Origin of the sequence: Roseimicrobium gellanilyticum (assembly GCF_003315205.1) — a bacterium.
Classification (GTDB): Bacteria; Verrucomicrobiota; Verrucomicrobiia; order Verrucomicrobiales; family Verrucomicrobiaceae; genus Roseimicrobium; species Roseimicrobium gellanilyticum.
In genome coordinates, this window is the sequence record NZ_QNRR01000002.1 from 428,868 (window position 1) to 443,885 (window position 15,018).

The following is a 15,018-nucleotide window of genomic DNA, read 5'->3' on the forward strand; positions in this document are numbered from 1 at the left end:
GATCCTGCAAGGCGATGGACAGTTATGTGGGCGATACCACGGTCTTGCCTGATGGGTCCCACTCCACGCCCAGCGCAAGGTTCTGTTCCTGCGGATTGGCCACCAGCCACTCCGCCACAGGAGTGGTGACGAGTTCTTCGATGCGGCGCTGCAAGGGGCGAGCTCCGTACACCGGGTCGAAGCCGCGCTCACTGACCACACGAATCATGGTATCACTGATGCGCAGCGAGATGCTGCGGTCACGCAACCCCTCGCGTTCTTCGAGGCTGGCGAGTTCGCGCCGGGCGATCTGTTCCACGGCCTCCTTGTTGAGCGGATCAAAGGTTACCACCTGATCCAAGCGGTTGAAGAATTCGGGACGGAAGAACTGGGTGACGGCTGCACTGTCCACTCGTGCGCCCTCTGTGAGGGCATCCGGTGTGAAGCCGGGCGCGCCACCTTTGCGTGTGCCCAGATTGGACGTCATGATGATGACGGTGCTGCGGAACCATGTGGTGCGTCCCAGGGCATCTGTGAGCCTCCCTTCCTCGAAGACATTCATCAGCGTGTCGAAGACCTCCGGGGATGCTTTCTCCACCTCGTCGAAGAGAAGCACGCCGAACGGATTCTGCCGCATGCGCTTCACCAGGTCGGAAGGCTCGCCGAAGGGATCTCCCAGCAGGCGGCGCGCGGCGTCGTAGCCGCTGTACTCGCTCATGTCGAGTCTCACGAGACGGTCGGTGGCCTTGCGATTGGGAAAGAGGTAGTCGCCGAGCAGCTTCGCGAGCTGTGTCTTGCCGGTCCCGGTGGGGCCGGTGAAAAGGAGCACGGCGAGCGGGCGATCCGGATCGTTCAGACCTGCCTTGAATTTCAAGACCGCCCGGCACACGGCATCTACCGCATGCGGTTGCGAGACAAGGCGCTCGCTGAACCAGCCCTGCAGCGCGGTAGGATTGAGCAGGCGGCTTTCGTCGAGCAGTTCCTCGGGTAAGCCCGTGGCTGCGGCGAAGCCACGCCGCACGTCGGTGAGGTGGACTACTCCTGCGCCGTGCTCCTGCGCCTTCGCCGCGGCATCGTTCATGTAGGTGAGCGGTGTGGCGGGAAACCCCGCATAGGGAAGGAAACGACGGCAAAGACGTCCTGCCTCACTCGCCGCTTCCTGGACGAACTCCAGGCGATGCTTCGCGCTGAGAGTCACGGCAGCGTGTTGCAGGATCGATTTCTCACTCTCTGCCGACAGCGCATCCAGTCTGACCATGCTGAAGGCATCGAGGAAGGATGGTAGAGTACGCTCACAGGCTTCTACCTCCTCTGGTGTGGCCTCCACCACCACGCGTAGCTCCTGGAATCGGAGATAAGGCACGAGAAAAGCGGCCAGACTGCTCTCAGGCGTGGTGCCGCCCAGGCGCATGAGTTCCTGCAGGCTCTCAATACACAGAACTCCATTCACATCCCGGATCTCGCGGATGACGTCCTCCAGTCTTTCCTGCCACTGGCCCAGCCAGCGCATACCGGCGATGATACGCGCGCCACTGGTAATCCAGAACCGATGCTCCTTCGCGCTGTCCTCCTCTTCTGTGGCCGTGAAGCGCGAGAGACGGCGGATGGCCTCCAGTAGTACTGCGCTCTTGCCACAACCGGACTTGCCCACGAGCAGGATGTTCCCGGTCTTCTGTGCCAGGCGGTTGGCAAGGTCATTGATGGGCAGTTCCCGCTCCAGGGGCCATGTACGCACAGTTCGCCGCAGCGCGACTGCATCAACCGGATCGGCGATCTGGACGAGGGAATCCGCTTCCATGCGAAATGCCCTCTCTTTTCGACGTCGGGGGCTGAATGAGATGGCATCCAACACACAAGGGCCGGGCGGGAGGAAGCGTAGCAGTTGAGCTGGTGTGAGCCCTTTCAGAGCTTGTCTCGCGTAGTGCAGCGCCATCTCATCGACACGTTCGCCACTGCTCACATCGAATTCGACATCGAGTCCCGGAATGAGCGCGCAAATCAGACCGCTTTCGCGTTTGCCCACCACGTAGGGAAGTCTCAGCGTCACCGGTTCGGCGCAGGGCACAACGCGCCTTCTGCCCGTGGGTCCGGGAGGGGTGGTGTATTCCGGCACGGCCTGAATTTTCACCGTGCGCAGGGTGGGCTCCAGAAAGTCCGGCTCCGGCAACGCGTCATTCTCGCTGCCGTCTACGCCACGCAGATAGTCCTTCAGCTCATGCAGCACGGCTCCACGCGAGGGGCCGCTTGCAGTTCCCGAGCTGGAGAGTTCATCCAGAAGGCGGCCGCTCCACAGGTCTTCGCGAGCCTGCCAGAGGACGAGGGGGTATCGATAGGTGCGCGGCATGTCAGACGGGATGATGATTGGGTGTATCAGGAATGGATGCCGGCTGGCCATAGCAGACTGCCATGGCCATGTCCCCTGTTTCCTGATTGGCGCCGGAGATCAGCAGTCCGGTACGCAGATCCAGCAGCCAGGCTCTGAAGTACAACCAGGTGATCTGATTTTCAGAGGACTCCGGAGGTGTCTCGCCGGTGCGCCAGGCCTTCACGGTGGTCAATTCGGATTGGGCCGTCCAACACGAGGCCTTCACACCGGTGGTCGCAGCCACCAGACCTTCCAGACCGGGGCCATCCACAATGCGAATGGCTTTTTTGTTGGAAACGAGAACCACTTCGGCCAAGGCTGCTCCGCACCATTCGAGCGACGCGACCTGGTTCTGCGGCCAGGCTTCGTCATCTTCTGTGACTTCCTCAATGTAAGCAAAGTTGTCGATGCCGATGGTCCAGGAACTCGTGTGCGCCATGGACTCGTGACAGACGGAGATCAGGTGGCGAGCCCTCCAGAGCAAGCGCAGCAGGCCAGCGTGGATCGCGTCCAAGGGCACTGCCTGATCCAATATCTCGGTGATGGCATGGTCAGCGAAGCGTTGCGAGATTAAGCGCTGGAGGAGATGCTCCACCACTTCGCGAGGCAGCACATGCAGCTTGTCCTTGGCGCGGACTGGCTCACCGGACTTTGCGCGTGACGTGGCAGCACGCTGGCGGGCGCGGTTCTCGCGTTCAAGTGTGTCCTCCAGCCGCTCGAGACCTTTTCGTATCACGGAGCATTCGTCACGGAGGCGGAAGTACCAGGCGCGTCGTCGTGAGATGGTCCCGTCCTCTTCTTGATCAAACTTCCAACCATCGAGGCGTTCCTCGGCTTCGGTAATCAAGTCCAAGGATTCATCGAGAAGATCCAGCATCTCATCAACGGTGATGGCGGCGGAAATGGTGAAGAGAAGGGGAGTCTGCTCCTGCGCCCTCAGGTCGAATGATAACGCTCCATCGATACCCATGGTCACCCTGGCCTTCAGCGCCTCCCCTGAGCCCACGGAAGCCATACGCGCAGCCAGCGGCTCGACCAGGAGTGTCTCCACGGCGCGACGTAGTGACCGGGCACCGTACGCTGTTTGGTGGCCCTTTTCTGCCAGGAACTGGATGGCATCGTCTTCCAGGGACACATCCACCTGCCGATCGGACAGGCCCTGCCGAGTCATGGCTCGCTGCGCCATGACTTGCGCCAGCTTCTCGATATCTTCCCGGCGAAGTTCGTGGAAGGGTACAATGCGATCCAGACGGTTGAAAAACTCAGGGCGGAAGAATTTCTCCGCAGCCTGTCGGTAGGCCTCGGCATCTTCCGTGGTGGCATGGCCAAAGCCGAGGCGTTGCCTGGACTGGCGGGCCCCGATGTTTGAGGTGAGGATGATGATGCAGTTGCAGAAGTCTGTGGTCTGTCCCTGTGCATCCGTGAGACGCCCTTCACCCAGCACTTGGAGCAGCAGATCGAAAACGTCGGGATGAGCCTTTTCCACCTCGTCGAAGAGCAGCAGTGTGAAGGGCTGGCGGCGTACGCGGGAGGTGAGCAGACCGCCGCGCCCCGGGCCGCCAATGAGGCGGATGGCCGCGTCATCACCGGTGTATTCGTTCAGGTCGAATCGAACCATGCGATCCTCACTCTGGAAGACTGTCTTCGCCAGCATCTTGGCGCATTCTGTCTTGCCCACACCGGTGGGGCCCAGGAAGAGCAGCGAACCCAGCGGGCGAAGAGGATCCTGCACTTCGGCTGACGCCATGAGGATGATGTCCATCATGGCCTCGACGGCGGCTGTCTGGCCCATGATGTTTCCAGAGAATCGCCAGCGGAGATCCTCCCGGCCGAAGGATTCGCCATCAAGCGATTCGCCCTTGAGCAACTCGAGACTGATCCCATGCCGGTCGGCGAACCACTCCAGAACTTGAGAGGCCGTGGTGGCTTTGTCCTGTTGGAAGCTGTTCGTTGCGGACTTGTACGTATTCGCCAGTGCCTGGAGCATCTCCACCGCTTTTCCCGGGAATGCCTTTGCCCGGCCAAATCGCTGCTGGAGGCGGATGACTTCTGGGAGCACCTCCGGCGAGAAATTGCACTCAGGTGGCAGCTCCTGCATGGTGCGTACCAGGATGCGCAGGGTGGCGTCATCGCCCATCTCCCGGACATGAATGACCTGGAACTGGCTCGCGAACGATCGATCGATTTCCCGCAATCTCCCCCAAGCCTCCGGAGTGGCCTCAGCCAGCACCGGAATGGGTTCGTGTTCCTGTCGGGCCTTGAGCACATGGCCGAGTGTGAGGTCGCTTCCTGAGGAACGCCCGGCTTCGAAGAGGCCGAGCAGATCATCGAGCACCAGGATATGCCGGTCCTTGCGAATACTGCTGAGCATCGCCGTCCAGCGTTCTTCCCACTGGCCGAGGTAGGACATGCCACTGATCACCCGCTGTGGAGACACCAGCCAGTACTGGCCGCGGCGGCCCGTGCTGGCGGCTTCCAGTGATTTGCGCACGCATTCATGAATGATGGCAGTCTTCCCGGCTTTTGGCCGGCCTACCAGCACGACCATGGGTGTCCGCACACTGATGCGGCGGAAGCTCGCCCAAAGCTGTGCCACCTCCGCTTCCCGGAGCAGTGCACGCTGCAGATCCTGGGGATAAAGCCGATCAAGGCACCGGCCCACCTTGTGCAGTTCACGCTCCCCATCCATGGGCGTGTCATCAATGTATGACGCGTGCCTGGATCCCGGAATCGGAAGGCGCTGGTTTCCCGTGAGCGCCACGGGAAGGTGAACGACGTGCGGCTGGCCCCCGGAGAACCAATCACTCGGATCAAAAGCGTCCTCCGCCTCCTTCTCCAATTGCCGGAAGTGAGCAGTCAGGATCCGTGTGGCCACATCGCGCAGTTGGGTGCCGCTGGGCCACTCGAAGCTGAGGCCTCCTCTAGACAAATGCACGAGTCTTCGCCCGGCGTTTTCAAACACCACGGCAAAGAACGCACCGTCGACCGAGCGCTTCTTGAGCTCGATACGAAGTTTCAGCAGGTGACTCGTAGTCGGAGGACAGAAGCTCCATGGGAGCAGGTCACGATGGTCGGGCGACACGGTCGTCTCCAGCAACAGGCGACCAAGGCGTCCGCCAAGTTGTGCCAGGGCGCGGTCCTCCCGCAGGTCCATTTCATCCTTGAACGCGCCAGCGGCAGCAAAGACGGGCCGGGCACGAAAACGCGTGATGCCGTGAGCATCGCGATAGTGGTCCACGCATACGGGAATGGTGAGGGTGAACTTCATGCCAGGGCCTCCCCGAGTGTGATGGCGCGCAAGGACTGCAGCAGCCAGTCCTCCTGAAACCGGCCATCCTTGCGCGCGTTTTCCGAGCCCTCACGGACGATCTGCTTCACGGGATCATACTGGCGGCAGATGGTGCCAGACTCCAGATCGGGCAGACCCACCAATTCCTGCAGTGGCACCGTAAGCTGGCCGAGGTGCTGCATGTTCTCCCCCGGCACCCGCACTTCGAGGCGGCAAGCCCAGTCGACCGGGTTCTGCCTGTTCTTGGTCTGGGTGTCAGCCTTCTTTGCAGCGGCTTCCTCCTCCTTGGACTTGCGCCGTGATTTGGAGAGGTGAAGACCATCCTCATGCTTCAGATGCATGTTGGCGTGGGCCCCTTCAATCCAGAGGGCGATGGCGCTTACGGATTCCACATCCTTGGTCCACAGCGTCGCCTGTTCTTTCACGGAGGGAGGTGAGTCCGCGAGGACATGGAGTCCATCCTCGGTCAGCAATCGCGCCGGCGTCTTTTTGTAGAAGAGACCGACACGCACAGATGCCTTGAGTGAGGCAGCGACATCATGATACACCCGTGCGAAGTCGAAGAGTTCGGAGCCGGGCTGTCCCCGCATAAAGAAGATCAATCGCTTCGGCGGAGGCTGCCAGAGCGCATAAGCTTCCAGCACCAGGTCCTCCCAGCCGGTCATGGTCAGAGGTTCGCGGGCGCGGAGGATCTCCAGTTGGTCCTGATGCAGAGCGACAATGAGCGCTTCTTCTCTCGCAAATTGTGTGTTGGCTTCGTTCTGCATCTGCGTGAGACAGGTCTTCAGTCGGTCCAGTTCCGGGTCATGACCCATCCACGTATTCTTGCTGCGCCTGCTGGCGCGGTCCTTCATGCGTTGCGCCCGCAGCTTCTGTTCCAAGAGCCGCACCTTGCCCCGAAGGCCGTTGGTCATGGTTGAGATCAGCAGACGTTGGTATGCCCGACGGAGGCGGGCTGCATCAAAGGTACGCGACTGGAGATCCGAGCGCGAAAAGTGCGCGGCCTCTGACGTGACTTCGCGTGTACTCCAGTCCGGGCGGATGACTTCGATGGCAGGTCGCCCGTCCGGCCCGAGTTCGGCCTGTATCGAGTAGGGGCCATGGGTGTGCATCACTTTGTCGGAAAGAGGAGCGAGCAATTCCTCCGCAATACGACGTTTCAGCGGTCGCGCACCATAGCGGGGATCGTAGCCCTTCGCGGCCAGATGCCGCAGCAAAGGTTCGCTCACCTCCAGACGCAGCTTGCGGCTGGCAAAACCGGAGCGGAGAGACACGGCATCAACCTCACGACGCGTCAGCGAAAGCACCACTTCCTCCGAGAGCGGTCGGTAGGGCACGATGCGGTCAATGCGGTTGAACATTTCAGGGCGCAGCGCCTTCTGCACTGCGGAGGTGAAGTGCTCCACGGCATCCTGGAGTCCGCTGCCACTGACGTCGAAGCCCAATCGCCCACGTGAGTATTCCTGCGCACCGAGGTTGGAGGTCATGATGACCACACAATTGCTGAAGTCCGCCGTGCGTCCGGCTGCGTCGGTGAGTCTTGCTTCGCCAAGTACTTGGAGCAACAGATCAAACACGGCCGCATCGGCCTTCTCAAACTCATCCAGCAGCAGCACGTTGAATGGCTGCTCACGCACGGCGGCGGTAAGGATGCCCTCCTTGCCGCCGTGGCTGCCATTCACCAGGCGTTGCGCGCTCCAGGGCTGGCCGTATTCGCTCATGTCCAGACGGATCATGCGCTCAGGACTCTGGAAGAGAAACTCGGCGAGGGCCTTCGCCATCTCTGTCTTGCCCGTGCCGGTGGGTCCGGTGAAAAGCAGTGATGCCAGCGGTCTGCCGGGGCGGGTGAGTCCCGCCTTCAACTGCGCAATCACACTGGTGATGACTTCCACGGCGGCGTCCTGCCCCTGCACCCGGCGCTGAAACCAGGCGCGTGTAGCCGCGAGGTCGAGTGGCTGTTGTGGATCCAGCAGATGGCGTGGCATGCCTGTTTCACTGGAGAAGGCGGCGAACACCTCTGCCTCTTCAATGAGCGTGTTCTTCTCCGCACCTTCGTGAAGGCGCTGCATGAAGCGAAGCGGTGCTCCGGGGAAGGCGGCGTAACCCATGAAGCGATGATGCAGGGCAGCGATGCGTTGCAAGGCCTCGCGCGTGAAGCGTCCACGATCACGCCCCATTTTGATGGAGGTGGAGAGCAGGATCGCCTGTTCCGCTTCGCGTGAGGGCTCCTCTACTTTCATGATGCGGAAAGCCTCACTGAGACGTGGGTCATTTTTCTCAATCACGGCCATCTGCTCAGGTGTGCACTCCACGATCACCTGGATGTCCCGGCGTATGAGATAGGGGCGCAGGAAACTCGCAATGCTTTCCGAGCCTGCCGAACTCTGGCCCACGTTCATCAGCTCAAAGAGGTTTCCCAGGAAGAAGATCACCGGTCTTTGTTTCGCAGACTCCACCAGATCCCGGCACCGCTTTTGCCACATGCCAAAGCCGCATGCTCCCGCGATCAAACGCGAACCGCTGCTGCGGTAGAAGGCTTTCTCACCAAGCTTATGGTCACCCCTGCGCAGCACCAGCTCCTGCACGAGGGCCGTCTTGCCCACGCCGCCGGGGCCCACCAGCAGAATGCTGGGTTTGTCCGGGAGCGAGAGCAGACGCGCAAGGTGCGCGAGCGTGGTCTGCACCTCATACGCCTGCGCCAGGAAGGGCTCCTCCATGCGCGTGCAAAGCTGCTCTACCACATCTGTGGCCTTTTCGGTGGCGTTCAGGCGCTTCCAGCGATCACGTGCGGATTCGAGCGACGGCGTCCAGGGAATGGATTGCAACTTGAAATCGCCGCGCTGCAGCAGGGCCATCTGCAGGTGGGAGGTATTCCATCCGTCACGCTTGATGGCGGAGAGCGCATGCTCCTTGAGCATGTCGGGGAGGGCATTCCGACTTGGCGCGATCACAGAGATCGACAGAGCGGGAAGCACCGCGATCATCTGGCCGCTCTGCTCCCACACCAGCGCATCGAGCCGGATGTCCATCGCCTCCTTCCATGCTTCCGTGCGTTTGCCTGGTATCACCGAGAGTTCCACGGTGGTCATCTCGGGCTCGCCGAGCACCACCCGTCTGCTGATCTCATCAAGGGGCAGTGCTTTGAGCAATTCTTCACCGACATCAAGCAAAGCGAAACGCGCGCGCCGCTCGCGATGCGCCAGCGTGGACAGCCCTGGAAATAGCAGGAATTCGATGAACAGCTGCGACGCGCCCTCCGCACTGTCTTCCAGGGTGCGGGTGACAAGATGCAGTGTGGCAGAGACTTCAGGCATGAGCGCGCATCCAACACGAAGCCCGCGAAAAATGCCAGCGCCTTTGAGCGTGATTCGCGAAGACGTGGCTCACACCATCGGCGCGTCCTCACCCAGGGCAGGGGAGGCGTGTCCGGTCTTCGCTTTGATTCGAACTTCGGGAATGGTCAGTAGCACGATGGTTGAGATCGCCGCGAATGTGCCACATAGGGTGACCAGCGCGAAGAAGCTCTGCGTGGCACTGTAGAGCAAGCCTCCTATCTGAACTGCAGTCATCAGGCTGATGGCCTGGCAGAAGCCCATGATGGATTGATAGGTGGGGCGACGACGATGCGGACACAGTTCCGCCACAAAAGTGAGGTCTCCCACTCGCTCAGCGAAGACACCGAAACCCCAGATGAAGAACACCACGAGAAAGCCCGTGAAGTTCGTAATCCACGGCAGGGAAACACAGAGGGCCAGGCAGAGCACCCGCGAGAACAGCATCACGATGCGTCCGCCATGCCGATTGCCCCACCAGCCCGCGAATACATTTCCGAAGAGCGCTCCAATCATCTGCGCCAGGAGCAGATGCCCCGCGTCCGCCGTACCACGACCGGTCACCGTGAGCGCGTGAATGCTCAGGAAGGCCACCAGCATGAGGTACCCAGTGCCGGTGAACCGCACGAGGATGAAGCGTTTCAATTTCGGCTGTGACTTGAGAAGGCCCGGCAGCTCCCGCAGATAGGTGCCATAGGAAGGTCGGGGGAGCCGGAGCAAATTGGTTCCCACGGCCTCCTTCATGCTCCACTGCGAGATGGCAGAGAGGAACAGAAAGCCAAAGCAGATCAGATGGAGCCACGCATATCCCTGCACCCCGGGATGATGGGTGAACATCCAGTGAATCACCGGCCCTGCAGAGAGCCCAACGATCCCCTGGATGAGATACCGGATGGCCCAGCCGGAGGCACGCAGATGTTCCGGGATCATGCGCGTCACCATTTCCATCCACGCTTGCACGGCAACGCCGCCGACCAATCCCGAGATGATGGGCGTAAGCACCACCACTGGCAGAATGAAGCCCGCCGCCTGCGGTGCCAATAGCATGAAGATACCGGCGATGAGGTAAGGCAGGCGTTGCAAGACCCCAAAGCCGCACACGAACGGTTTGTGCCGGTGTAGCTGCTCTACATACGGTGCAGAGATTAAACCCGGCAGAGCGAACATGGCTGGAAGGATCACCGGCAGCAGCGCGATGAGCCAGTCGGGCCCGCCGAGGTTCTTCACGAACACCGGCAACACCGTCTCCGGTGCCAGGAATGCCAGGCCCGCCATGTAGAACCCGCCCTCCAGGCAGTGCATCCAGAAGTTGCGGCGTAGGTGCGGAGGGTGAGGGCTCGACATCAGTGGGTGGCTGTCAGTCAGCGTGCGGACAGCGCAAACGAAGCGGAGGGACAGGCCTCTTGCAAACAAGAGTTCACTCGAAAGGTGGACGACGTTTCGCTCTGACTAACTCATCGATCCTTCGTGGGCGAATTGGCTGACTTTATTTTGAAGTGATATTCGCCGGGAGCCGCCAACCCCACACCGTCGCTTTCATAGTCTTCTCCATTTACAAGCGAATCGCCCGACTCTGTTTTGCGGACATCGAAGAACCGCACCCAAGGACCTTCGGCCTGGATTTGCCACCGCCCCGAGGCGTCTGTCGTGGCACTGCTAATATTGTGGGAATCACTCCAAGTCTTCGGCGTGGAGTTGTGAGAGACCCCTGCAGTCACCACAAGCCCAGCCTGAGGTTTACCAGACGCGTCGGTGACGGTGCCGAAGTAGCGATACTTTGGGGCTTCAGGGGCGACCTCAATCCTCAAGTGCATACTCGTATCGGAGGAGAGCTCCGGGAGGGTGATGGAGCCGCCCACCCAGCGTGTGGAGGTCTGGCCTGAAGCATGCAATGCCACCTGCGTGCGGCTCCAGTAGCCTTCGCCCTCCATGGAGAGTGAACAGGCTGCGGGGTACACGTTCTGCAGCTTGAATCTTCCTTCGGCATCGGACACGGCAGTTACCATGAACACTTCTCCACCGGCGCCTGTATGGCTTCCGATGTGCAAGTCATGGGTGGCCGAGATGGTGTGGCCCTGCAATGGCTTGCCATCAGGGGTGACGACGACTCCGGTGACTGTGCGCCCCTTCACTAGGTGCATGGTGACCTCCTCTGTCTCGTCAGTGAAGAGCTGTTCGTCGTTCGCATGCGCATCCCATTCATTCTCCTCTTCTTCGTGGGCCCCCTTGCGCGTCACGCCGTGAAAAATGGGAGGGCTCACGGCACGGCGGCCATCTGGTATATCCACCACAAAGTAAAATCTCCCATCACGAGGCACCGTGTAGCCCCACGGTTTTTCAGAGACTGAAAAGCGGGCGAGTATCTTGCCTTGGGCATTTGTGGTGAATCTCCACCAGGGCCCGTGGTCTTTCGAGACAGAGTCGTCCAATGCTGGCCAGCGACCGCCCCGCCGCATGCCGTACAGGTCCACAGGCACACTGGCGACAGGCTGGTCATTCTCGTCCAGCAGTGTCACGTGGAATTCGCGCACTCGTCCGGATTCATAGTTGACGATGGGGGTGGGGGGCTTGGGGAATTCCGGTTCCAAGTCGGCAGCCATGGAAGGAAACGCTCCGGTAAAGCCTGCAAAAAAGAGGAGGATAAACGGGCAAGTTCTCATGCTCGTGAATGGGTAAAGGAGGTGCGCGGCAAGGGTGGGGGCTCATCCTAAGAGTCCCGGTATACAGCCCACGCCACTCCCGCACATTATACGCGGGGTGATTGGTTTTTTACGGAGCCTTTACAGAAATGAACGGGTGCCGGTGGGAGCTTGTCTTGTCCCGTTCAGTTTCCTCGTGTTACAGTAGCCAAATACCCCGCCATGCCCTCCCGTACCGTACTTGTCGTGGAAGATGACGCCGCCATCCGCCGTGGCGTCCAGGACGCGCTCCAGTTTGCGGGCTATACCACCCTGACTGCCGCCGATGGCAAGGAAGGTGCTCGTCTCGCGCTGACCGCCACCTTTGATCTCATGCTGCTGGATCTCGTGCTGCCGCACGCCAGCGGGTTCGATATCCTCAAAGCCCTGCGCGCCGAGCGTCCCGGCACCCCGGTCATCATCCTTTCCGCGCGAGGTGAGGAGAATGATCGCGTGCGCGGCCTGCGTCTCGGTGCGGATGACTACGTGGTGAAACCCTTCAGTGTGCGTGAACTGCTCGCCCGGGTGGATGCCGTACTGCGCCGCGCGCCGGAGCGCCAGCCGGTGCAGGAGAAGGCAAAACTGCCCTGCGGCACGGCGGACTTTGCCACCGGTGAATTGCGCTACTCGGATGGCACTCGAACCGAACTCTCCGACCGCGAACGTGATCTGCTGAGGTACTTCTCCCAGAACCGTGGTCGCGTCGTCTCGCGGGATGAACTGCTCCAGCACGTGTGGCGTATCACTCCCAATCATACGGAGACCCGCACGGTGGACATGCATGTGGCGAACCTCCGGCAAAAGCTGAAGGATGATGCCTCCGCACCCATGCTCATCGTGACGGTGCGCGGCAAGGGGTATCGCTTTGATGGAGGAAACAGTCCCGCTGTGAATGGAGCGGAAGTCCAGGCATGAATCGTCCCGTCTACACCTGGCTGGTTTTCCTCGGTTGTCTCGCCCTGCTGATAGGGGGGATGGGGTGGGTGACTGTGCACACGCTGAGACTCGAGCGGGAAAGGCAACATGCGGCCCAAGAAGCGGCGAACAAGGAACGCGTACGCCTTGCCCTGTGGCGGCTCGATTTCCAGGCCAGTACGCTGGTGATTCGTGAGAACGCCCGCCCCCCGGAAGCCTTCCGCGCCTTCCACGCGCCGGAGGGATTCTTCAATCGGGACAACACGGAAGTGAAGAAGGGAGAGGTGCTCGCGCCGTCGCCGCTCCTCGGAGTTCCACCAGATCTGGTGATGCTCCATTTCCAACTTGATGGTCAGGGAAAGGCGAGTTCCCCCCAAGCGCCATCCGGCAATGCGCGGACGTTGGCGCTGCAAAACTATCTGGAGCCGGGAGATATCCAGAATGCGGAGACGCGTCTGCAGCAGCTTCGCGCTCTGTTGGCCAAGCCGGGCAATGGCGCGCGCGTCGGCGCTCCCCAGGTGTCCCAGAGCAATGGTGCGCGTGGCGACCTGAGTGCGGCGCCAGGGGCCTGGAGCAACGGGCAGATGCTGTGCGCGTGGAACTCCTTTGACTCCAAGAATATGAATGTGGTGTCCGGTACGCTGGTCTTGGAGTCCGCTGCCAAACCGACTACACCGCCACCTGCACCGACCAAGGCCTTGGAGCCCAACCTGGGGCAGGGCGGATACATCCAGCAAGGCTCGCTGGCATACGAGAATACCCTCCGCAAAAACGCCGTGGAATCCCAGAAGGTGGAGACGCTGCCCCAGCAGATCCAGACGAAGGAAAAGGCGATGTCGCAGGTGAGGAGCAAGAATTCCACGGAAGGAAAGGAGAGCGCCTCGTCATATTCATTCAAACTTCCTTCTGCTCCTGACGCCAAACAGGAGGCCAAGAAGCACAATGCCGACATCACTGCCTCCGACTTGGAAGGCACCAGCAGCGCCGGAGGGTTTGTAACCGGGCAGAAACCGGCGATCGCCGCAGCGAGGCAGAAGGAGCAACAGGGAGTGTCGGAGAAGCCAGCGGACCGTTCGCAGATGGATCACGCTTTGCCCTCACAACCGTCAAATCCGCAAATGGAGGTCGCGGAAGCCAAGAAGGCCGACATGAGAGGGACGCTCGGTAGCATCCAACAACCCTCGTTTCCGGATCCCAATGCCCAGGTGGCGACCAATGCGGGAACCCTCGCATCCAACTCGCAGATCGCAGTGAATGCGCCTGTCCCTACTTTGCCGGTGGCTCCCATTACGGCACCTGCTGCTCCTGCCGCACCACAGGAAATGCCACATGAAGCGCCGCCGACTACACCGCCGCCTGTTGCTACCGCGAAGCCGCTTCAGGGGTTCTGGATTGAGGATACGCTGCTGCTTACACGCGAGGCCACGCTCGACGGAGCCCGGGTCCTGCAAGGGGTCTGGCTGGACTGGCCAAAGCTGCGTGACCAATGGCTGGCGCAGGTAAGCGACCTTTTCCCTCAGGCGATGCTTGTTCCTGCCCCCAATGCGTTGCCGGACCAGCCAGTGCTCGATGATCCGCTGCGCCTCGCTTCTTTGCCGGTGAGACTGGTGACGGGTCCCCTGGCAGTGGCGCCTTCACCGTTCTGGACGCCCATGCGCTCCGCCCTCGTCGTGGCGTGGCTGTGTGTGGGGCTCGCGGGGCTTGCGGTAGGAGCGGTGCTCTTTGGCACGGTGGCATTGAGCGAGCGCCGCGCCGCCTTCGTCTCCGCCGTTACGCATGAGCTGCGCACCCCCCTCACCACGTTCCGCCTGTATTCGGAGATGCTAGCCAGTGGCATGGTACGGGATGAGGATCAGAAGAAAAACTACCTCGGTACCTTGGAGGCTGAGGCAGGGAGATTGAGCCACCTGGTGGAGAATGTACTCGCCTATGCCCGCATTGAGAGGGGGAGCGCGCGTGCTCAGGTGGAGAGCGTGAGCATTGGAGAGGTGCTGGACCGCGTGGTGCCGCGTTTGCGTCAGCGGGCGGAGCAGGCTGGCATGGAGATCGCCGTGGATGCCAATGAGGAGGAGCGCAAGACGTTGCTGCGTGTGGACGTGGCGGCGCTGGAGCAGATTCTTTTCAACCTCGTGGACAACGCCTGCAAGTACGCCGCACCCCGCGCGGCGGACAAGACCATCCATGTGCAAGCCTCTACCAAAGGTCCGCTCGCCATGCTGCGCGTACGCGATCATGGTGCTGGCATCGCGCCTCAGGAGCGTCGTCGCGTATTCCGCCCCTTCCATAAGAGTGCAGACAAGGCGGCGCACTCCGCTCCGGGTGTGGGTCTGGGACTGGCCTTGTGTGAGCGCCTGAGCAAGGCGCTGGGTGGCCGGCTGAGCCTGGAGAAGGCGCCGGTTGGCAGTGGTGCGAGCTTTGTGTTGGAGCTGCCGCGGGTGTGAGGGGGATGCCTGGCGGTAC

Annotated in this window: 7 protein-coding genes; 2 read left to right on the top strand and 5 right to left on the bottom strand. The window is 61.2% G+C overall.

Features of this window, described 5'->3' with window-relative positions; genetic code table 11:
• Positions 1-22: 22 nt before the first annotated feature.
• The 5 genes from DES53_RS07100 to DES53_RS07120 all read right to left on the bottom strand — a co-directional run bounded on the left by DES53_RS07100 (position 23) and on the right by DES53_RS07120 (position 11,565).
• On the bottom strand, positions 23-2,323 hold the full coding sequence (locus tag DES53_RS07100; RefSeq protein ID WP_170156922.1) for an AAA family ATPase: 2,301 nt from the start codon (positions 2,321-2,323) through the stop codon (positions 23-25).
• 1 nt (position 2,324) lies between these two features.
• Positions 2,325-5,612, bottom strand: coding sequence for an AAA family ATPase (locus tag DES53_RS07105; protein ID WP_113957540.1), 3,288 nt, complete (start codon positions 5,610-5,612; stop codon positions 2,325-2,327).
• Positions 5,609-8,947, bottom strand: a complete 3,339-nt coding sequence (locus DES53_RS07110; RefSeq protein ID WP_113957541.1) for an AAA family ATPase — start codon at positions 8,945-8,947, stop codon at positions 5,609-5,611. The genes DES53_RS07105 and DES53_RS07110 overlap by 4 nt, the downstream gene beginning before the upstream one ends.
• Positions 8,948-9,016: 69 nt before the next feature.
• A complete protein-coding gene (locus DES53_RS07115) occupies positions 9,017-10,309 on the bottom strand; it encodes an MFS transporter (RefSeq protein WP_113957542.1) in 1,293 nt (430 codons plus the stop codon).
• 110 nt (positions 10,310-10,419) lie between these two features.
• Entirely contained in the window at positions 10,420-11,565 is a 1,146-nt protein-coding gene (locus DES53_RS07120) for a carboxypeptidase-like regulatory domain-containing protein (RefSeq protein WP_170156923.1), read from the bottom strand.
• Positions 11,566-11,826: 261 nt separating this feature from the next.
• On the opposite strand from DES53_RS07120, the gene DES53_RS07125 reads away from it, so the two are divergent.
• The gene (locus tag DES53_RS07125; protein WP_113957544.1) at positions 11,827-12,558 is read left to right on the top strand and encodes a response regulator transcription factor; all 732 of its coding nucleotides are present in this window, start codon (positions 11,827-11,829) and stop codon (positions 12,556-12,558) included.
• Positions 12,555-14,999, top strand: a complete 2,445-nt coding sequence (locus DES53_RS07130) for a sensor histidine kinase (protein ID WP_113957545.1) — start codon at positions 12,555-12,557, stop codon at positions 14,997-14,999. The genes DES53_RS07125 and DES53_RS07130 overlap by 4 nt, the downstream gene beginning before the upstream one ends.
• Positions 15,000-15,018 lie beyond the last annotated feature (19 nt).

Coding starts and splice junctions, on each gene's coding strand:
- DES53_RS07100 (WP_170156922.1), bottom strand. CDS start 2,323: ATGCCGCGCACCTATCGATACCCCCTCGTCCTCTGGCAGGCTCGCGAA.
- DES53_RS07105 (WP_113957540.1), bottom strand. CDS start 5,612: ATGAAGTTCACCCTCACCATTCCCGTATGCGTGGACCACTATCGCGAT.
- DES53_RS07110 (WP_113957541.1), bottom strand. CDS start 8,947: ATGCCTGAAGTCTCTGCCACACTGCATCTTGTCACCCGCACCCTGGAA.
- DES53_RS07115 (WP_113957542.1), bottom strand. CDS start 10,309: ATGTCGAGCCCTCACCCTCCGCACCTACGCCGCAACTTCTGGATGCAC.
- DES53_RS07120 (WP_170156923.1), bottom strand. CDS start 11,565: ATGGCTGCCGACTTGGAACCGGAATTCCCCAAGCCCCCCACCCCCATC.
- DES53_RS07125 (WP_113957544.1), top strand. CDS start 11,827: ATGCCCTCCCGTACCGTACTTGTCGTGGAAGATGACGCCGCCATCCGC.
- DES53_RS07130 (WP_113957545.1), top strand. CDS start 12,555: ATGAATCGTCCCGTCTACACCTGGCTGGTTTTCCTCGGTTGTCTCGCC.